This is a genomic window from Gilliamella sp. Pas-s27 (assembly GCF_009795865.1).
Lineage (GTDB): Bacteria > Pseudomonadota > Gammaproteobacteria > Enterobacterales > Orbaceae > Gilliamella.
Genome location: NZ_WTEW01000015.1, coordinates 33,084 through 55,190 on the forward strand (window position 1 = coordinate 33,084; position 22,107 = coordinate 55,190).

Consider the following 22,107-nt stretch of genomic DNA (forward strand, 5'->3'; position numbering starts at 1 on the left):
AAACATGAAAAATCTTACAATTAAAAAAGTTGCATTAGGCTTATTTTTAGCTGGTTATGCAGCAAGTGGGGCATTTGCTTTAGATGCAACTACTGACCAAGTTATTAATGGTACCAAACCCGTTTTAAGAGCGCCAAGTACTGGGAACGATCATGCTTTGGATGTTATCATATCTACAGATCCGGCGGGTAATACTAGTATCGGTAACCGTGCAGCTCAAACAGGTGACTTTGTTGTTATTAAATATGACTTGTTTGATGCAGATGGTGACCAAGATAATGGAACAGTGAGAGATACGCTACTTGTTTCGATACAAAAAAATGGTACATGGCAAAGTGTTACTCCTACTATTACAGCTACAGGTGCAGGCTATATATCTTTTCTAATTGATAGTAACTTCGTAGGTGCAGATAAAATTGGTTTTAGAATTTTAGAAAGAACTGAATTTGGTCTTCCATATTATAACCAATGGATAGGTGTAAATGATATTTGGGCAAATGCTGCTCCAGTTGCTACTGACGCAAATGGTTCTAATCCTGGAGACGCTCCTGGTGGTGCACCTGATCCAAACAATCCTAATTTAAATGCGGATCCGACAAACGGTGATTCTAGTCCTCATGGACCTGGGGGAAATGCTGCTCCAGGTTTTGGTCCGATTACGTCTACTACAGCTAGGGTTGGTATTTTCAAAGTTGTCAATGGTACTGTAGACAAAGCAGTCAACTATGATCAAAACACTTCAGTTGATCCACTTAAATATGGTGATACATTCCAAGCCATCGTATGGGATGATGCTAATAGCGATAGCGTTTTAGATGCTAACGAAACTGAATTAAGTGGTTATACTTTTGTATGGACTTTAGATGGTACGTATGAGGGAGTTACAGCATCAGTAGCAGATAACTTAGGAACTGCTGATACTATTACTTTAGCTACGACTAATAGTATGTACACCAGAACTGATGGTGGAGATGCTTACAAAGCTGGTGCTCAAGGTTTCAAACTTAAAGTTACTGCTAACTAATTTTAAATTTAGTTACATTCAGTGTAAAAAAACCACTCTTCGGGGTGGTTTTTTATTATTTTTTTAATTTAATAATGAGTATATTAGATGAAGTATTACTTATTTATTAAAGGCTATTGCTTAACTTAAAATACTTATTTATATTGATATAAGAGTAAACAGCAATAATAATTAAATTCACCTTTCTTATTGTTAACTTAATAATTTAAAATGGCATTACATTTAATTCAATACAATTTACAATGAAAATCCCTTGGCAAGATATTGATCCTGAAACGTTAAATAATCTTATAGAACACTTTGTATTACGAGAAGGTACTGACTACGGTTTACAAGAAAAATCACTCCAAGAAAAAGTTAATGATGTTAAAATTCAATTAGCAAATGGTTCTGCAGTAATATGCTGGTCACAATTGCATGAAACAATTGATATTAAACTAATTAAATAATGGTTAAAATGATTGTTTGTTAATATATAATTTATTGTGTAATTTTGTTATAGTGTTGTTATTGTAGATTAAATAGAGAGGTGGGCGAATGATTGGTAAACAACAATCAGATACAACATTAGAATGGTTTTTATCTCATTGCCATATTCATAAATATCCAGCTAAGAGTACGCTTATCCACCAAGGTGAAAGAGCAGAAACTCTCTATTATATTTTAAAAGGTTCTGTCGCTGTTTTGATTAAAGATGATGAAGGTAACGAAATGATTTTATCTTATTTAAATCAAAATCAGTTTTTAGGTGAATTAGGTCTTTTTGAAGAAGGTACCGAGCGCAGTGCTTGGGTTAAAGCTAAAACAAGTTGTGAAGTAGCCGAAATTTCATACAAAAAGTTTAAGCAACTTGTCCAAGTCAATCCTGATATTTTAATGTGTCTTGCTAGTCAAATGGCAAGCCGATTGCAAGTAACATCTGAAAAAGTCAGTAATTTAGCATTTTTGGATGTCGCTGGACGTATTGCTCAGACACTTTTGAATCTTGCTAAACAACCTGATGCAATGACACATCCTGACGGCATGCAAATCAAAATTACAAGACAAGAAATAGGTCAAATTGTTGGCTGTTCACGTGAAACAGTCGGTCGAATTTTAAAAATGCTCGAAGAGCAGCATTTGATTTCTGCTCATGGTAAGACAATTGTCGTTTATGGTACACGTTAATTGTGTCAAAATAATAATTTAATATAATGATTGAGACGATACGAGATATTACATGACCACAAAAAGATGTATACCAAGTCATGTGGCTATAATTATGGATGGAAATGGCCGTTGGGCACAGTTACGTAACCAATTGCGTGTTGTTGGTCATCGTGCAGGCTTAAAAACTGTCCGAAAAATTGTCACCTATGCGGCGAGTCTGAAGGTGAAAGTACTTACTTTATATGCATTTAGTAGTGAAAACTGGAAACGCCCCTCTGACGAGGTTTCGGCTTTAATTTCTCTTTTTATTTATGCGTTAAATCGAGAAATCAAAAACTTGCATAAAAATAATGTTCGCTTGAATATTATTGGTGATATTTCTCGATTTAATGAGCATTTGCAAAATATGATTATTGGTGCGCAAAATTTAACTAAAGATAATTCAGGTCTAGTTTTGAATATTGCTGCTAACTATGGAGGTCGTTGGGATATTTTGCAATCTGCAAAGAAAATGGCTATGCAAGTTAAATTGGGCGAAATTACTTTAGATGAAGTGACAGAAGATCGTTTTAACTCAGAAATGTGTATGAGTGAGTTTCCCGAAGTTGATTTAGTGATTCGAACAGGAGGGGAATATCGAATAAGCAATTTTTTATTATGGCAAATTGCTTATTCTGAGTTTTACTTTACAGATACGTTATGGCCTGATTTTAACCAGATTTTATTTGATGAAGCAATCAATGCATTTAATGCCAGAGAACGACGTTTTGGTGGCATTCATAATAAGGAACATTTATGTTAATCCATCGTATACTTGCCGCAATTGTACTGATTCCACTTGTGATAGTGGTTCTTTTTTTTGTTCCGTTATCGGTGTTTTCTTTAATTATTATTCTTATTTGTGGCTTAGCTGCATGGGAGTGGGCTCAGTTTCTTAATATTACCAAAAAATATTCAAAATTAATCTTCGCTCTTTCAATTGTTATTTTATTAAGTGCACTTTATTTAATCCCCAATTCATGTGAGTTAAAAATAGAGCTATTTGCCATTATTTTATTTTTATCAATTGTATGGTGGCTGATTGCTTTGTACTTAATACTTAACTATCCTGATACAACTAAATATTGGTGTAATTCAGTTGTTGTAAAATTGTTATTTGCTTTTTTTACTCTAGTCCCATTTTTTATTGGTATGATTAAATTACGCTCAATTGGCTATTATTCTAACTCATATACAGGTGCAATTTGGTTACTTTATATTTTTGTGCTAGTTTGGGCGACAGATACTGGAGCTTATTTTACAGGAAGAGCATTTGGTAAGAGAAAATTAGCGATAAAAGTATCACCAGGAAAAACTATAGAAGGTTTTATCGGTGGTGTTAGTGTTGCAACTATTATTTGTATAATCGCTTACTTTTTTAATTTGTTTGATATGACATTTGGTGTGTTTTTTATTAGTTCTTTGTTAGCAATTTTAGTTTCAGTATTAGGTGACTTAACTGAAAGCATGTTTAAGCGCCAAGCCGGTATTAAAGATAGTGGTTGTTTAATTCCTGGGCATGGTGGTATTTTAGATCGTATTGATAGCTTAACAGCTGCAGTCCCTGTTTTTACTACATTATCTTTTTATTTATTATAAAAGGTGGTAGATTTTGCTGTTATCAGTACTATTGTTTATTATTACTATTAGCATATTAGTTACTATTCATGAGTTTGGTCATTTTTGTGTGGCTCGTTTATGTAAGGTTAAAGTTGAATGTTTTTCAATTGGTTTCGGTAAAAAAATTTGGTCACATAAATTTTTAGGTGGAACCGAATTGGTAATTGCTATGATTCCGCTTGGTGGTTATGTTAAAATGCTTGATGGTAGAGTTGCAACATTATCGAGCAGTAACGAAACGTTTGCTTTTGATAAAAAAAAGATTTGGCAACGAGCTGCAATTATTTTTGCGGGTCCTTTTGCTAATTTTGTATTAGCATTATTTATCTATTGGGTTATTTTTTTAATGGGTGTGGCAACTTACCCCGTTAAAATAAAAGACGTAATACCTAATACGCCAGCAGCTTCAGTTGCAATTCCATCAGGGGCTGAATTAAAAAATATTGATAATATTAAAATTGAAACGTGGAATGATGTCAATTTAGCCTTAATTACAGTAATGGGTAAGGAAAATATAAAGTTTTCTTATATTGATAGTAATGATAATAACAATCTAAAAGAAGTTACCGTAGATATTAATAATTGGAATTTTGATGTAGAAAAAGATTCTGCTATCACAGCGTTTGGTTTTGTACCTAAAAAGTTGGATATTTCTCCAATTGTGAGTAAAATCGTACCGGATTCTGCTGCTGAGCAAGCAGGTTTACGTGTTGGTGATAAAATTATTAGTTATAATAAACAGCCTTATGTTGATTGGAGTGATTTTTCTAATACAATTAAAAAAGCTCATGCTATAACGTTAAAGGTTAATCGACAAGGTGAAGATATTGATCTTAGGCTTGTACCAACCCTTCAAAAGAACGGGGAGGGGGCTGCAGGTATATATCCTACATCTAATGCAAAAGTTATTCAGTATGGTTTTTTAGAAGGCTTTTATAAAGGTACGAAGCAAACATTGTTAACTACAAAGTTAACAATTCGTTCTCTTTATCAATTAATGACAGGTGTTATTGGACTACAACATTTATCAGGACCAATAACAATAGCTAAAAGCGCAGGGCAAACAGCAAGTTATGGTTTTACTTCTTATTTGTACTTTCTTGCCTTTATGAGTATAAGTTTGGGGGTTATCAATCTTGTTCCATTACCTATATTAGATGGCGGACACCTTATCTTTTTATTATTTGAAAAAATAAGAGGAAAAACGTTATCAAATAAAGCACAAGAACGCTTTTTTCGTATTGGCTTTATTTTATTAATGGTAATAATGGGAATTGCACTATTCAATGATATTTTACGATTGTGATGGAATGAGGTTATAAACATTTACGATGAAAATAAATAAATTACTTATAGCATCTTTGCTGTTTAGTACTACAACAGCATTATATAGTTCCAATGCATTTTGTGTTGATGATTTTGTGGTAAAGGATATTAAATTCGAAGGTTTACAGCGTGTGACTGTTGGGGCCGCATTACTTGAAATGCCAGTTCAAGTCGGTGACTATGTTAATGAATCTGACTTAGGTCGTATTGTCAAATCGCTTTATTCTAGTGGTAACTTTGATAATATTACCATTTCTCGTGATGGTGATCGGTTAATTATTCATGTTGAAGAACGTCCTACTATCGCTAGCATCACTTTTTCTGGTAATAAGTCAGTTAAAGATGACATACTTAAGAAAAATTTAGATAGTTCTGGTATTCGTGAAGGTGAAGCATTAGATCGCACTATGCTTTCAGGCATAGAAAAGGGTTTAGAAGATTTTTATTATAGTGTTGGTAAATATAATGCTCAAATTAAAGCGGTTGTAACTCCTCTATCGCGTAATCGTGTTGATTTAAAATTAGTTGTGGCAGAGGGGAAATCGGCGTTAATTGATCAAATTAATATTGTTGGAACTAAAGCTTTTTCATCAGAAGAACTTATTTCGCGGTTTACTTTACGCGATGAAGTACCTTGGTGGAACATGCTTGGCGATCGTAAATACCAAAAGCAAAAGTTAGCTTCAGATTTAGATGAATTGCAGAGTTTTTATTTAAATCGGGGTTACGCTCGTTTTAATATCGAGTCAACACAAGTCAGTTTAACACCAGATAAAAAAGGTATTTACGTTACAATCAATATCCATGAGGGTGAACAGTATAAGTTATCTGAACTTGAATTTGTGGGTAATTTTGCAAATCATAAAGATGCAATTGCCAAAATTGCTAATGAAAAAGTAGCAATTGGCGAACTTTATAATGGTAAAAAAATTACTGAAATTGAAGATAACATTAAGCGTTTATTGGCTAATTTTGGTTATGCATATCCTAAAGTTTCAATTCAACCAGAAATGGATGATGCAGCAAATACAGTTAAATTAGTTATCTTTGTTGATGTGGGTGAACGTTTTTATGTCCGTAATATTAAAATAGTAGGTAATACAGTAACAAGCGAAAGTGTAATCCGCCGTGAACTTCGGCAAATGGAAGGTGCTTGGTTAAGTAATGGATTAGTTGAGTTAGGAAAAGAACGTTTAAGTAGACTTGGATTCTTTGATACTGTTGAAGCCGATACTGAGCGTGTGTCAGGTGTGGATGATCAAGTTGATGTTATTTATAAAGTAGCTGAACGTAATACAGGTAGTATTAAATTTGGTGTTGGTATTGGTTCTGATAGTGGTGTTAGCTTTAATGCAGGTATTTCTCAAGACAACTGGTTAGGTACTGGTAATAGTGTTTCATTTGATGTTAACACAACTGATACCGATAAAACTGCATCTATTTCTATTGTTAATCCTTATTTTACCGTTGATGGGGTAAGCTTAGGAGGTAGTGTTTACTATAATACCTATAAAAATGACGATAAAGATGATGAATCAGAATACTCAAGTAAAACATGGGGGGCATCAGTAGATTTCGGCTTCCCAATTAGTGAAAATAATTTTGTTCGTTTTGGTTCAGAATTTGCTAACCATAATTTATCTGATATGAAACCTCAGTATAGTATGTGGCGCTATTTTGATTCTATGGGTAAAAACATGAAAAATAAGCATTCATTTACTTATGATACAAATGATTTATTATTAAATGCTTATTGGACATATAATTCTTTAGATCGTGGTTTTTTTCCAACTGAGGGATTAAAAATGACCGCGAGTGCCAAAGTTACTGCACCAGTATTTGATAATCGATTCTATAAACTAGTCTCAGATGCATCATACTATTACCCAATTGATAATGATCATAATTGGATCTTTTTAACTCGCACTCGATTCGGCTATGGGGGAGGTTTTGGTGGTAAAGAATTACCATTTTATGAAAATTTTTATGCTGGTGGCGCATCGGTACTACGTGGTTTTAAATCAAATACTGTTGGACCTAAAGCTGTATATTTCAATAAAACAGGTGTTTGTGATAACTTAGATAATACATTTGGATGCACAAAATCAAAAGATGCCATAGGTGGTAATGCCATTGCTTTTGTTAGTACAGAGCTAATTGTTCCAACTCCGTTTGCTGGAGAAAAGTACGCTGACAATCTAAGAACATCTTTCTTTTTTGATGCTGGTACTGTATGGGATACCGAGTGGAATTTAAAGGGACGTGATATTCCCGACTATAGCTCTCCATCGGATGTTAGGATGTCGGCTGGTCTTGCTGTGCAGTGGATGTCGCCATTAGGTCCTTTGGTCTTTTCATATGCTCATCCATTAAAGAAATATGATGGAGATTCATCTCAGCAGTTCCAGTTTAATATAGGTTCAACGTGGTAATTCCATGTTATAAATAAAAAAACACATAGGTGGTTAAAGTGAAAAAAATTATATCTATTCTTGCAGTTAGTATTACATTACTTGTCGCTGGTTTTGCAAATGCTGAAGTTAAAATTGGAGTGGTTGATGTTATGGCAGTATTGCAGCGTATGCCTCAACGTGAATCAGTTGGTAAGGCTTTGGATAACGAATTTGAAGCAAGAGCTAAATCATTACAAGAAGAAGAAAAGAAAGCGGGTGAAGCTGCTGCACGCTTAAAGAAGGATGGTTTAACATTGTCTTCTTCTGAAAAATCTAAATTAAATAAAATGATTTCTGATTTTGAAAATAAAGCTAAAGCGTTTTCTGCAGACTATCGCAAACGTGAAGGTGAAGAAGCAGGAAAATTACTAACTAAAATCCAAGAAGCTGTTAAAGATATTGTCGAAACAGAAAAATACGACATTATTTTAAAGGCTGAAGCTACATTATCTGCTTCGAATGCAGTTGATATTTCAGATAAAGTATTGGAAAAGGTTAAAAAATAATGTTGGCTTGTCGTTTAGAGCAACTAGCTAAGCATCTTGATGCAAAATTACATGGTGACGGTGATTTAACTATCACCGGTATAGCATCAATGAAAAATGCTGTATCTGGGCAGATTACTTTTTTGTCTGATAAAAAATTACAAAATCATTTATTAGAATGCAAAGCTTCTGCTGTAGTGATGACAGAAGATACTCTTAAAGATTGGCATGGTGCGGCGCTTATTGTAAAAGATCCATATCTTGCATACGCAAAATTAGCCAAACTTCTTGATACTACTCCAGAACCGGCCAAAGGCATTAGTACATCAGCAGTGATTGATTCTACTGTACTGTTAGGCTGTAATGTATCTATTGGTGCTAACGCAGTGATTGAAAGTGGTGTAGTATTAGGCGATAATTGTATTATTGGTGCTGGCTGTTTTGTTGGTAAAAATACAAAAATTGGTGCTAGTACAAAATTATGGGCTAATGTTTCTATTTACCATAATTGTATTATTGGTGAAAATTGCTTAATCCAATCTGGAACTGTAATTGGGGCAGATGGGTTCGGTTATGCTAATGATAAAGGTAAGTGGGTCAAAATTCCCCAGTTAGGTCGTGTTGTTATTGGAGATAATGTTGAAATTGGTGCATCAACAACAATCGATCGCGGTGCTCTTGATGATACTATTATTGGAAATGGCGTTATTATTGATAATCAATGTCAGATTGCTCATAACGATATTATTGGGGATCATACAGCTGTTGCTGGTGGTGTTATTATGGCTGGGAGTTTGACTATTGGTCGTCATTGTTTGATTGGTGGTGCTAGTGTTATTAATGGACATATGGAGATATGTGATAAAGTTACTGTAACAGGTATGGGAATGGTTATGCGTCCAATTACACAACCAGGTGTTTATTCATCAGGTATTCCATTACAAGAAAATAAGGTATGGCGAAAAACAGCTTCATTGGTTTTACATATTGATGAAATGAATAAGCGTTTGAAAGCGCTTGAGAAGAAACAATTAAATGTCTCGACGTAGACGATTACGGTCGGTATAATGCATGCCTATTTTTTAATTTTCTAGCTCAGTTATCGTTTTTATATAATTATGGGCAGATGATATTCAATAATTTCGAGGTATAAAGATGCAAGTTTCGGTAGAAACAACACAAGGGTTAGGTCGACGTTTATCAATTACAATTAAAGCAGAGGATATCACAAAAGCGGTTGATAAAGAACTTATTAATACCGCCAAAAAAGTGCGTATTGATGGTTTTCGTAAAGGGAAAGTTCCTTTAAAAATTGTTGAGCAACGTTATGGAGCTTCTATTTTGCAAGATGCATTAAGTGATTTAATGCAACGAAATTTTGTTGAAGCAATTATTCAAGAAAAATTAAATCCGGCAGGCGTCCCTACTTATACTCCACAAGAATATAAAAATGGTGAAGATTATACTTTCACTGTTGAATTTGAAGTCTATCCAGAAATCAAAGTTGAAAATTTAGATAAAATTGAAGTTGAAAAACCGGTTGCAGAAGTTGCAGATGCTGATGTTGAAACAATGATCGATACTTTACGTAAACAACAAGGTACTTGGAAAATAGTTGATGAAGTAGCGAAAGAGCAGAATCGTGTAACGTTAGATTTTTTAGGTAAAGTTGATGGTGTTGAATTTGAAGGTGGTAAAGCGGATGATTTTGCATTAGTGTTAGGACAAGGTCGAATGATTCCTGGATTTGAAGATGCCATTATTGGTCATAAAACAGGTGATCAGTTTGATATCAATGTGACTTTCCCTGCAGACTATCATGCTGAAAATTTAAAAGGTAAACCAGCCATATTTGCGGCAACACTAAAAAAAGTTGAAGAACTTGAATTACCAGAACTTACTGAAAAAGTTATTAAACGCTTTGGTATTGTTGATGGTAGTATTGAAAGTCTACGAGCAGAAGTTCGTAAGAATATGACTAGAGAACTAAATACGACAATCCGTAATAAAATTAAAGTACAAGCTATTGATGGTTTAGTTAAAAATAATGAAATTGATATACCTAGCGCATTAGTTGACCGCGAAGTTGACGTATTACGCCAACAAGCAGTATCTCGTTTTGGCGGTAATGTAAAACAAAATATAGAGTTACCGAAAGAATTATTTGAAGCTGAGGCTAAAAAACGAGTTGCTACCGGTTTACTGTTTAGTGAAATAATTGAAAGTAATAAATTAACTGCAGATGAATCTCGTGTTCAGGCATTAATTGACGAAATTGCAACTGCATATGAAGATCCGAAAGAAGTTTTAGAATATTATCGTAAAGATAAAAAAGCAATGGATAATATTCGATCTGTAGCACTAGAGGATCAAGTTGTTGATCTATTATTAGCTAGCGCAAAAGTAACAGAAAAGAATTATTCATTTTCTGAATTAATGAATCAGCAAATAGCCTAATTCATTTGCTATTTAATTTTAAAAAATTGCTTTAAAGCCCAAATAAGGATTGTCTGTTTGGGCTATTTTATTTAATTAGGAGATAAAAATGCCTTTAGAATCATATATGGGTGTTATTCCAATGGTTGTTGAGCAAAGCTCTCGCGGTGAACGAGCTTATGATATTTACTCACGATTATTAAAAGAACGAGTTATATTTTTGACTGGGCAGGTCGAAGATAATATGGCAAATCTTATTATTGCTCAAATGCTATTTCTAGAAGCTGAAAATCCTGATAAAGATATCTATTTGTATATTAATTCACCTGGCGGTGTTGTGACAGCAGGTATGGCTATTTATGACACAATGCAATTTATAAAACCAGATGTTAGTACAATTTGTTTAGGGCAAGCGTGTTCAATGGGATCACTGCTTTTAACAGCGGGAACTAAAGGTAAACGTTATTGTTTACCCAATGCTCGAGTAATGATTCATCAGCCTTTAGGTGGTTTTCAAGGACAAGCGTCTGATATTCAAATACATGCACAAGAAATTTTACAGGTAAAACAGCGATTAAATAATATTTTAGCAATACACACAGGTCAAGATATCAGTGTGATTGAAAAAGATACAGATCGTGACAATTTCATGTCTGCGGATAAAGCTGTTGAATATGGTTTAGTTGATGCCATATATAGCAAAAGATCTTAATATTAGGTAGGTAAAAAAGTGAATAAAGAAAATTCAGAAAAATTACTCTATTGTACTTTTTGTGGTAAAAGCGAGCATGAAGTTCGTAAACTTATTGCTGGACCATCATCTATTTATATTTGTAATGAGTGTATAGGATTGTGTAATGATATCTTAAAAGAAGAAACGAAAAGTTTTCTTTCTCATGAAGAGTTTATCAATAAACCATTGCCCACACCACATGAAATTAGAGAGCATCTTGATGAGTATGTAATTGGCCAAGATCGTGCAAAGAAAGTTTTATCTGTTGCTGTTTATAATCATTATAAACGATTACGCACTTCTGCAAGTCGCAGAGATGTTGAATTAGGAAAAAGTAATATTTTACTTATAGGTCCTACAGGTAGCGGTAAAACGTTATTAGCCGAAACTTTAGCTCGTTTTTTAGATGTTCCTTTTGCAATGGCAGATGCAACAACATTAACTGAGGCAGGTTATGTTGGTGAAGATGTAGAAAATATTATTCAAAAACTATTACAGAATTGTGATTATGATGTTGAAAAAGCACAACGAGGTATTATTTACGTCGATGAAATTGATAAAATTTCACGAAAATCTGATAATCCCTCTATCACTAGAGATGTATCAGGCGAGGGAGTTCAACAGGCTTTATTGAAAATTGTAGAAGGAACTATTGCTTCGGTTCCACCGAAAGGGGGACGGAAACATCCTCAGCAAGAGTTTTTACAAGTTGATACTTCAAAAATTCTGTTTATTTGTGGTGGAGCATTTAGTGGCCTAGATAAAGTCATTGAAAATCGAGTGTCGGCTAATACTGGAATAGGTTTTGGTGCTGATGTAAAAAGTATTAAAAATAAAATTTCTGAATCCGAATTGTTAGCGCAAATTGAAGCAGAAGACTTGGTCAAGTTTGGATTAATTCCAGAGTTTATCGGAAGATTGCCCGTTATTGGCACATTATCCGAACTTGATAAAAATGCCTTAATTAATATTCTAACTCAGCCTAAAAATGCTTTAACTAAGCAGTTCCAAATTTTGATTGAGTTAGATGGTGTTGAACTTGAGTTTACCAAAGAAGCTTTGGATGCTATTGCTATAAAAGCTATGCAACGTAAAACAGGAGCTCGGGGGTTACGTTCAATTGTAGAAAATATATTATTAGATACAATGTATGACTTGCCATCAATGAAATCTATTAAAAAAGTTATTGTAGATAAAGAGACTGTAGAATGTTCTCAAGCACCGAAATTAGTGCTTCGTGAGAGTTCTGAATTATCTGCTTGAAATATAAACTTGCCATCATAAATATGGTGGTAAGAACTTTGACCTCAAATTAATACTGAAATAAAGTTTCTTAATATTGTCAAGATGCTACAAAAATGATGTATATTTAAATCAAAGAAAATAGGCTTGAATATCCAAAAACGAACCCAATATCTACCTGATAGGTTGTACTACTAGAGAGAATAAAATGAATATAAAACGAACTAAACATATGATTATGCCTATTTTACCATTACGTGATGTTATTGTATTTCCTCATATGGTAATTCCTCTCTTTGTTGGTCGAAGTAAATCAATAAGTTGTCTAGAAAGTGCAATGGATATGAATAAACAAGTTTTTCTTGTAACTCAAAGAGATCCTTCTTTAGATGATCCTGATATAGATGATTTATATGAAGTCGGAACTGTAGCTAATGTTTTACAGTTACTTCAATTGCCTGATGGAACTGTAAAGGTTCTTGTTGAAGGTGTTCAGCGAGCAAAAATGGTTGATGTTGCTGTGCAGGAAAAGAAGGAATTTTTTATTGCAAAAGTTAAGCCATTAAGCGAAGTCAAAAAGGCTGAAGATATAAGTGAAGCTATGATTCGCTTAACGTTGTCTAACTTTGATGAATACTCAAGACTTAATAAAAAAGTAACTCAAGAGGTTGTCGATACTATCCGTTTAGTAAAAGAACCATCTCGTTTGGCTGATTCTATTGCTGCTACACTCTTTCTAAGAGTTGAACAAAAACAAGAAATTTTAGTAACGGCTAATCTTGTCAAACGCTTTGAATTACTGATTTCACTGATGGAATCAGAAATTGATTTATTACAAGTTGAAAAGAATATTAGACAAAGAGTTAAACAGCAAATGGAAAAAGCTCAAAAAGAATATTACCTTAATGAGCAAATTAAAGCTATTCATAAGGAATTAGGCGATATAGATAATAAACCCGATGAATATGAAGAGTTAAAAGATAAAATTACTAAAGCTAAAATGCCAAAAGATGCTGCGGATAAAGCATTAACAGAATTAAATAAACTAAAAATGATGCCAGCAATGTCTGCTGAAGCTACAGTTGTTAGAAGCTATATTGATTGGATGATTCAAGTTCCTTGGTATAAATGTAGTAAAACTAAAAAAGGTATTGAAGATGCACAAAAAGTTTTAGATAAAGATCATTATGGACTTGAACGTGTAAAGGATAGAATTTTAGAGTATTTGGCTGTTCAGGGACGAGTCAATAAAGTTAAAGGGCCTATTTTATGTTTAGTTGGACCACCGGGAGTGGGGAAAACATCGCTAGGTCAATCTATAGCCAAAGCAACAGGACGCCAGTATATTCGTATGGCTTTAGGAGGAGTGCGTGATGAGGCTGAAATTCGAGGGCATAGGCGTACTTACATTGGTTCAATGCCAGGAAAACTAATTCAACGAATGGCAAAAGTAGGTGTTAAAAATCCATTATTTTTATTAGATGAAATTGATAAAATGTCGTCGGATATGCGTGGAGATCCTGCATCTGCATTATTAGAAGTACTTGATCCAGAGCAAAATAATGCTTTTAATGATCATTATTTAGAAGTTGACTATGATTTATCAGATGTTATGTTTGTTGCAACGGCCAATTCTATGAATATTCCTGCACCTCTGTTAGATAGAATGGAAGTTATTCGTCTTTCTGGTTACACTGAAGACGAAAAGTTGAATATAGCTAAACAACATTTAATTACTAAGCAAATAGAAAATAGTGGCTTAAAATCAAAAGAAATTAGTATTGATGATTCAGCTATTATTGCTATCATTCGTTATTATACTCGTGAAGCAGGTGTTCGAGGCCTAGAAAGAGAAATTGCAAAAATTTGTCGTAAAGTTGTTAAAAAACTAGCATTAGATAGTAAATTGAAAAAAGTAATAGTGACACAAGATAACCTAAAAGATTTCTTGGGGATACAACGTTTTGATTATGGTAAAACGGATAATGAAAACCGTATCGGACAGGTAATCGGTCTTGCGTGGACAGAGGTGGGTGGCGACTTGCTTACTATTGAATCTGTAAGTGTATTAGGTAAAGGAAAACTAACCTATACAGGTTCATTAGGTGATGTTATGCAAGAGTCAATTCAAACGGCATTGACAGTTGTTCGATCTTGTGCAGAAAAGTTGGGTATTGATAGTGATTTTTATGAGAAACGTGATATTCATGTGCATGTTCCCGATGGTGCAACTCCCAAAGATGGTCCAAGTGCAGGTATTGCAATGTGTACTTCATTGATATCAACATTAACGGGTAATCCTGTTCGTTCTGATGTTGCTATGACTGGTGAAATAACATTACGGGGTGAAGTTTTACCTATTGGTGGACTAAAAGAGAAGTTATTGGCAGCGCATCGAGGTGGAATTAAAACTGTATTAATTCCAATGGATAATGTTAAAGACTTAGAAGATATCCCCGATAATGTGAAATCTGAAGTCGATATACATCCAGTAAAATGGATTGATGAGGTGTTATCCATTGCTCTACAAAACAATCCATTTGGCATTGAACCTATGGCTAAAAAAACAAAATTAAAGCAACCAGCTAAAAAGTCTATTAAGAAATTAAAAAGTAGCGTTAGGAGCACTGCAAGCTTAAATTAATCATTTTTTAATTGGAAAAGAGATCAACTTAATGTTGATCTTTTTTTAGACTTAATATTCTGACAATAGCCAATTTGGTTAAATATGCTATACTTCCAAAATTAAACATTAGGTATACGGAGAATCGTAAGAAATGATGGAAACGATCCGAACAGCAGCAAATAATATTGCTGTTAAGATTATTTTTGCAATAATTATTTTATGTTTTATTTTTACTGGCGTTGGATTTTTAGGTTTTGGTAATGGCAATAATAGTGCAGGTGATCAGCAACGATATATTGCGAAAGTTGATGGTGAAGGCATTAGTAGAGCTGAATTTGAAGCTCAAGCGAGAACTGTAACTGATAAAGCTGGTGGTAATAGTGCTTTTATTAAGCAATTACGCCGTAATGTGCTATCTTATCAAATAGATAATTATTTAGCATATAAATTTTCACAGGAGACTGGTGCTGTCATTAGTAGTGAACAAATTAAAAAATTTATTATAAAACAAAAGGAATTTTTTAAGAATGGTAAGTTTGATAACCAAAGCTATTTAAATCTTCTTGCTGAAAATGGTTTTACGCCAGATAGTTATGCTGAAATTATAAAAACTGTATTACAGCAACAACAGGTTATTGATGCGCTAACTAATAGTAGTTTTGTTTTGCCAGTTGATTCAGAAATATCTTCACTTAAAAATCAAACTAGAAGTATATATGCTGTTTCAGTTGATACCTCCGCAAGTAATGTTGATGGGGAACATATAACGCTCGAAGACGAAAAAAAATATTATGAAGAAAATTTAAAAGAGTTTTTTAAAAAGGAACGAGTAAAAGTAAAATACATTCTGAGTTCAGAAAATGCATTGGCGAAAAATATTAACATTACTAAAGACGAAATCAGAAATGAGTATGATAAAAATATTAGTGCTTATTCATATCCAGCTAAAAAAGCTTATAGTGTAATTTTTATCTCTAATAAAGAGCAAGCTAATAAGGTTTATAAAGATCTTTCTTCTGGCGCTGATTTTGAAGGCTTTGTTAAGGCTTTTAACCAAAATAATGCTGTTTCTCCATATGGTCAAAATGGTTCATTGGGTTGGTTTGCTGATGATGATTCTTTACCGCAAGTCTTTAAAGATGCTAAATTGAAAAAAGCAGGAGCAATTTCATCACCAATAATTGTTGACGGTGGTTATGTAATAGTGAAATTGGATAATATACAACCTAGAAAAGTTATGGATTATGATTATGCAAAATATCAAATTAATTCAAAACTTACTAAACAAAGAATACAACAAGCTTTAGATGTAGAAGAAAATAAAATTAAAACTGCATTGAGTGATTCGCCTAAGACTATTGAGGAGCTTGCAAATAAAGTTGGTCTTGATGTAATTGTTTCGGATTGGATCACTTATAATGATAAGTTTTCACTTGCTTATTACCCAGAAGTTAGAGATGTAGTTTTTAGTGAAGACATGATAGTTGATGATAAAGCAACGAACAAAATATCTGATTTAATATATGCTGACAGAAATAATGAAAAATATAATTTTGTTGTGCAAACTGTTGATTATCGACCTGAAGGTATAGCCCCATTTGATGAAGTTAAAGATGAAATCCATAAAAAAATCTTTAATAAAATGGCTCAAAACCAATTTAAGTCAACTGTTGATGATATATTAACTCAGTTAAAGGAAACTGGATATGCTAAAAATATACAGTTTACTAAAAAATATACTTTGAATCGTAATTCAAAAGAGTTAGATAAAAAAGTTATTAATATGGTTTTTAATTTAAATCCTTCAGTAAGTGGAAAGCGTATTTATGGTGTGGAGTTTTTAGATGATAAAAGTGCTACTATTGTTGTATTAACTAAAGTTGATACACCAAAAGAATATGAGAATATTTCTTCTGAGTTGTTACCTTTATTTGTTAATAATACCCATTATTATTTTGCTGAAGATATTCGTTCTAAGGCTAAAATTGAAATTATGCCTGATTCTAATTTGTGATTTGTTTCTCAAAATAATAGCAATAATTGGAAAAAAGAAAAGTCACTTGGGTGACTTTTCTCGTCTTTATAATTTATAAAATTTTTTTATTTGGTTAAGTGAGATAGTTATTACGCAAATTTACTTGCGTAACTATTTTTAGAGGTTAATTAAATGAAAATATTTTCACTATTACTTATTTTATTATCAAGCTTCATTTTTTCAAACATGAGTTTTGCTGATTCGACTGCTATAACATCCTCACCCGTTAAAAAGGAACAAAAGCAAATTGCTCAGGTAAATATTAATACTGCAACAGCAGAAGAATTATCAAAAGTATTGACTGGAATTGGGGCAAATAAAGCCCAGAAAATTATCGAATATCGGGAAAAATTTGGACCTTTTGTTTCTGTTGAGCAGTTAAAAGAAGTTTCAGGGATTGGTCAAGCAACACTAGATAAAAATGCTGGTAAAATAATTTTATAATTTATTATTTCCACCAATTAATATTGGTGGAAATATACTATCCTAATTATCAATAGGATCTACATCAATACTCCATTTCAACTTTGATGTTTCAGTCCATTTATTTATTTCCATTAATAGTTGGTTTAATATTTTCTGTAATTGTTGTCTATTTGTATGTTGAAGCAGTAATTGCCAACGATAGTATCCTGCTTTTTTGGGATGATTTGCTGGCATTGGTCCAAGTTGCCATAGTGTATGGTCATATTGTAGTTTTAACCAATCATAAATATGTTGTAAAAAAGCTGGAGCATAATGATTATTACGATCTGCTGCACGAATTAATGTTTGGTAACTAAATGGTGGTAGTTGGGTATATTGTCTTTCTTGTAATGTTAGTTTGGCAAATTTTTGATAGCCTTCAGTTAGTAAAACATTAAGTAAAGGATGCTCAGGATGATATGTTTGTAAAATAACTTGTCCTGTTTTAGTTTCACGGCCAGCCCTTCCTGATACCTGTGTATAAATTTGAGCAAATCGCTCCGTTGCTCGAAAGTCACTTGAAAATAAAGCACCATCAACATTGATAATTCCAACTAAAGTGACATCAGGAAAGTGGTGCCCTTTAGCTAAAATTTGGGTACCAATTAAAATGTGTGCACCACCTTGTTGGATACTTTGTAAATAGCTATCTAATGCGCCTTTTTTACTCACTGTATCTCGATCAATGCGACTAATCTTGATATTAGGAAAAAGGATCCCAAGCTGTTGTTCAAGTTGTTCTGTTCCAAATCCAATTGGTATTAAATGGGTGGAACCACATTTTGGACATTGATTGGGAACTGTTCTTGGTGTATCACAATAATGGCATATAAGTTTGTTTTGTTTTTGATGTAATGTATAGGGTCTATCACAACGAGGGCATTCAGCAATCCAACCACAATCATGACATATTAATAATGGTGAAAACCCTCTACGATTTAAAAATAACATGACCTGATTATTATTAGATAAATGCTTTTTTATTTTCTCAATCAACGGTTGAGATAAACCAGCAGTAAGTACTAACCCACGTAGATCTAAAATCGACTGTTTTGCAAGCGTTGCATTACCAGCTCTTTCAGTTAATTGTAATAAATGGTACTTGTGTTTTTGTACATTATTGAGTGTCTCAATCGATGGGGTTGCAGAGCCTAAAACAATTGGAATATTATTAAATTTAGCTTGAATAATTGCTAAATCTCGAGCGTGATAGTGCCAACCTTCTTGTTGTTTATAGGAGCTATCGTGTTCTTCATCAATAATAATCATACCTAAGTCTTTAAATGGAGTAAAAAGTGATGAGCGAGTACCGACAACTATAGCATTTTCTCCATTTTTACTTCTTAGCCAAACTGCTAGTCTTTGTTTATCCGTTAATCCTGAATGTAAAATATCAATTGGCGCATTGAACCGTTGTTTAAAACGTTTAATAGTTTGTGGTGTTAATCCAATTTCTGGAACTAGTACTAATGCTTGTTTACCTGTAGCTAATATATTAGATAGTATATTTAGATATACTTCTGTTTTACCCGAGCCAGTCACTCCTTCTAATAAAAATACTTCAAATTGATAGTTTTTTTTGTTGATTGTTTCTATAGCATAGGCCTGTTCTTTATTTAGCTGAATTGAACTAGTATTTGTTGAAAAATTGGTTTGCCATTGAATATTATCTAATTGGCAGCTTACTTGTTCTATCAGATCTTTTTTCTGTAATTCTTTATAAATAGTGTTACTTACGTCATTTTCTGAAAGAGTACTATTTCTGAATGACGATAATAATAATTTTTGTTTCGGAGTCCGTGATAACGATTCTAGATCAATATTTTTTCCCAATTGAGTTAATTGCCATTGTTTTATTTCTTCCTTGATTGCTTTTCTTCCTTGTCGTAATAAAACAGGTATAGAATGGAATAGAACTTCGCCAATAGGATAATGGTAATAACTAGCAGCCCAGTTTAATAACCGCCAAATAGAAGGTGTAAAAACAGGTTCAGTATCAATGACACTTGTAATCGTTTTTAAGCTTTTAATATCAAATTCGGTTTTTTCGTCAATATTAACAATAATTCCTATTGCGTCACGTTTACCGAAAGGAACTTTAACCCGCATTCCAACTTGAGCAGGTTTAGTTAATTGATAATCAAATATTTGGTAAAGTGGTACAGGTAAGGCTATATGAGCGATAAGCATTAAAAAATCACAGATATTATAATTTATATAAAACTATATTGTACGCAGTTTTTACATAACCCGCAAAAGTTATAAAAACAATCTAGTTTTTATCCATCTATATTTATTACATTAATAGCCTAAAAAGGATTAGTAGTAACTATTAATAAAATTTGCTATCTTGGTAAAAATTGATGATTAATAAAATGTTAAGGATTAAAGGATGAGTGAATCATTTTCGCATATTAATCAGCGAGGTGAAGCCTACATGGTTGATGTCTCAGAAAAACTAATAACAACACGAGAAGCAAGAGCTGAGTCATTAGTTTTAATGAATGCTGGAACACTGAAGATGATTATTGAGGGTAAACATCATAAAGGCGATGTTTTTGCAACGGCAAGGATTGCTGGGATTCAAGCAGCTAAAAAGACTTGGGAGCTTATTCCGCTTTGTCATCCTCTTTTTTTAAGTAAAATTGAAATTAACATTGAAGTAGATAAAATAAAAAATTGTGTTCAAGTCCAATCATTTTGTCGCTTGAATGGACAAACTGGTGTTGAAATGGAGGCAATGGTTGCTGCATCTGTTGCAGCCTTGACTATTTATGATATGTGTAAAGCTGTTCAAAGAGATATAGTGATCTCCCAAGTAAGATTGTTGACGAAAAGTGGTGGTAAGTCAGGTGACTTTATTGCCCAAAAGGTTTAATAGATAGAAGATGAATAAAATTATTTTTTTCGCTCAAATTAGAGAATTAGTTGGGGCTGAGTGTGTTATGTTAGATGCTAATCAACTTTCAGTTTCTTGCCTTATTGAACAGTTAAGTAAACGTGGTGATCAATGGTTATTAGCGTTCAAAGAAAGTTCAGTTCTATGTGCTATAAATCAAACATTGGTTGATTTTAATTATATTGTGCAAGAAGGTGATGAGATTGCATTTTTTCCTCCTGTAACTGGTGGATAATATGATGGATCTTATTAAAGTTAGTGAGCAGTCGATTGATATTAATAAGCTAAATGATTGGCTTTCACAATTGCCACAAGATGGTGCCGTTGTTACTTTTGTGGGGAAAGTTCGTAGTATTGAAAATCAAACAATAAACCTGTTTTTAGAACACTATGCAGGAATGACTGAAAAAGTTTTAGCCAAGATTGCCGATCAAGCTAGAGAAAGATGGCAATTAAGTCGAATTGCAATAATTCATCGAATAGGGGAAATTAATACAAATGAACAGATTGTCTTTGTAGGAGTAAGCAGTGCACATCGTTCAGATGCGTTTGCAGCAGCAGAGTTCATAATGGATATATTAAAGAGCGAGGCACCTTTTTGGAAGAAAGAACAAACGATACAAGGAGAAAGGTGGGTTGAAGCAAAAAAAACAGATAAAGAAGCATTGAAAAAATGGTATTAGTATTTATTTAAGATATAATGATATAAATTTATATCATTCTTTTTAATGAGAGGTAATTAATGAAAAATTATACACCTAATGGTTCAGTCATTGAACAATCAGGTAGTCGTATCCAAACATATATGAGTCATGTTTATGGGTGGATGACTGTTGGTTTAGTTTTAACAGGAATTGTTGCGTGGTTTGCATCATCTAATCCTGCTATGGAAGGGTTATTGTTTTCTGTTACCCCTAGGGGAATGTACACACTTAGTGTATTTTCGTGGATTTTGGTCGCTACTGAACTAGGTTTAGTATTTGTTTTATCTGGTATGATTAATAAATTGTCAGGTAGCACAGCAACAACATTATTTATGCTTTACTCTGTTCTTAGTGGATTAACCTTAACACCTATTTTTAAAGTGTATACGGGCTCATCTATTGTTGGTGTTTTCTTCATTTGTGCAGGTATGTTTGCAGCATTAGCTTTTTATGGCTATAGCACTAAACGTGATTTATCAGCTTTTGGGCGTTTTTTATTTATGGGGCTAGTCGGTATTGTTATAGCTTCATTAGTTAATTTCTTTATGCAAAGTCAATCATTAATGAATGCAATTACTTATATTGGTATATTTGTTTTTGCTGGTTTGACTGCATATGATACACAGAAGTTGAAGCAATTTGGAGACCAATTATCGCACGATGATTCTGATATGTTTAGACGGTTTGTTATTTTAGGTGCATTGACACTATATCTTGATTTTATTAATTTATTCTTAATGTTATTGAGAGCTATTGCAGATCGTCGTTAATTTCATTTTAATCAGATAAAAGGGCTCTAAATTGAGCCCTTTTTGTTAAAACTTTATTGGAATTGTATTTTTTAAGTACTAGTTTTTTAAAAAATTTCAGC

General features: G+C 33.1%; 20 protein-coding genes. 19 read left to right on the plus strand and 1 reads right to left on the minus strand.

The window, feature by feature from the left end; all coding sequences use genetic code 11:
* The first annotated feature begins 4 nt into the window (after positions 1–4).
* From GQ589_RS07070 to GQ589_RS07140, 15 genes are all read left to right on the plus strand, one after another.
* Positions 5–1,024 carry a hypothetical protein gene (locus GQ589_RS07070; RefSeq protein ID WP_160411017.1) on the plus strand — a complete coding sequence of 340 codons (1,020 nt, stop codon included), beginning with the start codon at positions 5–7 and terminating at the stop codon, positions 1,022–1,024.
* A 242-nt stretch (positions 1,025–1,266) separates the two neighbouring features.
* Positions 1,267–1,473: a YheU family protein gene (locus GQ589_RS07075; RefSeq protein ID WP_160411018.1), complete on the plus strand. Its 207-nt coding sequence runs from the start codon at positions 1,267–1,269 to the stop codon at positions 1,471–1,473.
* 88 nt (positions 1,474–1,561) lie between these two features.
* Entirely contained in the window at positions 1,562–2,191 is a 630-nt protein-coding gene (crp, locus tag GQ589_RS07080) for a cAMP-activated global transcriptional regulator CRP (protein WP_160411019.1), read from the plus strand.
* Between the two features lie 52 nt (positions 2,192–2,243).
* Positions 2,244–2,975, plus strand: coding sequence for an isoprenyl transferase (locus GQ589_RS07085; RefSeq protein WP_160411020.1), 732 nt, complete (start codon positions 2,244–2,246; stop codon positions 2,973–2,975).
* Complete coding sequence (locus GQ589_RS07090; protein WP_160411021.1) at positions 2,969–3,811, plus strand: phosphatidate cytidylyltransferase; 843 nt, start codon at positions 2,969–2,971, stop codon at positions 3,809–3,811. The genes GQ589_RS07085 and GQ589_RS07090 overlap by 7 nt, the downstream gene beginning before the upstream one ends.
* Before the next feature lie 13 nt (positions 3,812–3,824).
* Positions 3,825–5,138, plus strand: a complete 1,314-nt coding sequence (rseP, locus tag GQ589_RS07095) for an RIP metalloprotease RseP (RefSeq protein ID WP_160425338.1) — start codon at positions 3,825–3,827, stop codon at positions 5,136–5,138.
* Between the two features lie 25 nt (positions 5,139–5,163).
* Complete coding sequence (gene bamA, locus GQ589_RS07100; protein WP_160411023.1) at positions 5,164–7,590, plus strand: outer membrane protein assembly factor BamA; 2,427 nt, start codon at positions 5,164–5,166, stop codon at positions 7,588–7,590.
* Between the two features lie 38 nt (positions 7,591–7,628).
* Positions 7,629–8,117, plus strand: a complete 489-nt coding sequence (locus GQ589_RS07105) for an OmpH family outer membrane protein (protein ID WP_160411024.1) — start codon at positions 7,629–7,631, stop codon at positions 8,115–8,117.
* On the plus strand, positions 8,117–9,145 hold the full coding sequence (gene lpxD / locus GQ589_RS07110; RefSeq protein ID WP_160400544.1) for a UDP-3-O-(3-hydroxymyristoyl)glucosamine N-acyltransferase: 1,029 nt from the start codon (positions 8,117–8,119) through the stop codon (positions 9,143–9,145). Before GQ589_RS07105 ends, lpxD begins: the two co-directional genes overlap by 1 nt.
* 106 nt (positions 9,146–9,251) lie before the next feature.
* Positions 9,252–10,553 (plus strand): trigger factor, encoded by a 1,302-nt coding sequence (gene tig, locus GQ589_RS07115; RefSeq protein ID WP_160411025.1) that lies wholly within the window; start codon positions 9,252–9,254, stop codon positions 10,551–10,553.
* A gap of 88 nt (positions 10,554–10,641) precedes the next feature.
* Positions 10,642–11,244: an ATP-dependent Clp endopeptidase proteolytic subunit ClpP gene (gene clpP, locus GQ589_RS07120; RefSeq protein WP_160411026.1), complete on the plus strand. Its 603-nt coding sequence runs from the start codon at positions 10,642–10,644 to the stop codon at positions 11,242–11,244.
* Positions 11,245–11,262: 18 nt separating this feature from the next.
* On the plus strand, positions 11,263–12,528 hold the full coding sequence (gene clpX, locus GQ589_RS07125) for an ATP-dependent protease ATP-binding subunit ClpX (RefSeq protein WP_160411027.1): 1,266 nt from the start codon (positions 11,263–11,265) through the stop codon (positions 12,526–12,528).
* 187 nt (positions 12,529–12,715) lie between these two features.
* A complete protein-coding gene (lon, locus tag GQ589_RS07130; RefSeq protein ID WP_160411028.1) occupies positions 12,716–15,151 on the plus strand; it encodes an endopeptidase La in 2,436 nt (811 codons plus the stop codon).
* A gap of 133 nt (positions 15,152–15,284) precedes the next feature.
* A complete protein-coding gene (locus GQ589_RS07135; protein ID WP_160425340.1) occupies positions 15,285–17,147 on the plus strand; it encodes a SurA N-terminal domain-containing protein in 1,863 nt (620 codons plus the stop codon).
* 153 nt (positions 17,148–17,300) lie between these two features.
* Complete coding sequence (locus GQ589_RS07140; RefSeq protein WP_160425342.1) at positions 17,301–17,612, plus strand: helix-hairpin-helix domain-containing protein; 312 nt, start codon at positions 17,301–17,303, stop codon at positions 17,610–17,612.
* 42 nt (positions 17,613–17,654) lie between these two features.
* Here the strand turns inward: GQ589_RS07140 and priA are convergent, their stop codons facing one another.
* Positions 17,655–19,823: a primosomal protein N' gene (priA, locus tag GQ589_RS07145; protein WP_160425344.1), complete on the minus strand. Its 2,169-nt coding sequence runs from the start codon at positions 19,821–19,823 to the stop codon at positions 17,655–17,657.
* 202 nt (positions 19,824–20,025) lie between these two features.
* Here priA and moaC point away from each other — a divergent pair, with 202 nt between their 5' ends.
* Genes moaC through GQ589_RS07165 form a run of 4 tightly spaced genes read left to right on the plus strand, consistent with a single transcriptional unit; the run spans position 20,026 to position 22,006 of the window.
* On the plus strand, positions 20,026–20,511 hold the full coding sequence (moaC, locus tag GQ589_RS07150) for a cyclic pyranopterin monophosphate synthase MoaC (RefSeq protein ID WP_160411032.1): 486 nt from the start codon (positions 20,026–20,028) through the stop codon (positions 20,509–20,511).
* A 10-nt stretch (positions 20,512–20,521) separates the two neighbouring features.
* Positions 20,522–20,767 carry a molybdopterin synthase sulfur carrier subunit gene (gene moaD, locus GQ589_RS07155; RefSeq protein WP_160400553.1) on the plus strand — a complete coding sequence of 82 codons (246 nt, stop codon included), beginning with the start codon at positions 20,522–20,524 and terminating at the stop codon, positions 20,765–20,767.
* Position 20,768: 1 nt separating this feature from the next.
* Positions 20,769–21,215, plus strand: a complete 447-nt coding sequence (gene moaE, locus GQ589_RS07160; protein WP_160425346.1) for a molybdopterin synthase catalytic subunit MoaE — start codon at positions 20,769–20,771, stop codon at positions 21,213–21,215.
* Between the two features lie 59 nt (positions 21,216–21,274).
* On the plus strand, positions 21,275–22,006 hold the full coding sequence (locus GQ589_RS07165) for a Bax inhibitor-1/YccA family protein (RefSeq protein WP_160425347.1): 732 nt from the start codon (positions 21,275–21,277) through the stop codon (positions 22,004–22,006).
* Positions 22,007–22,107 lie beyond the last annotated feature (101 nt).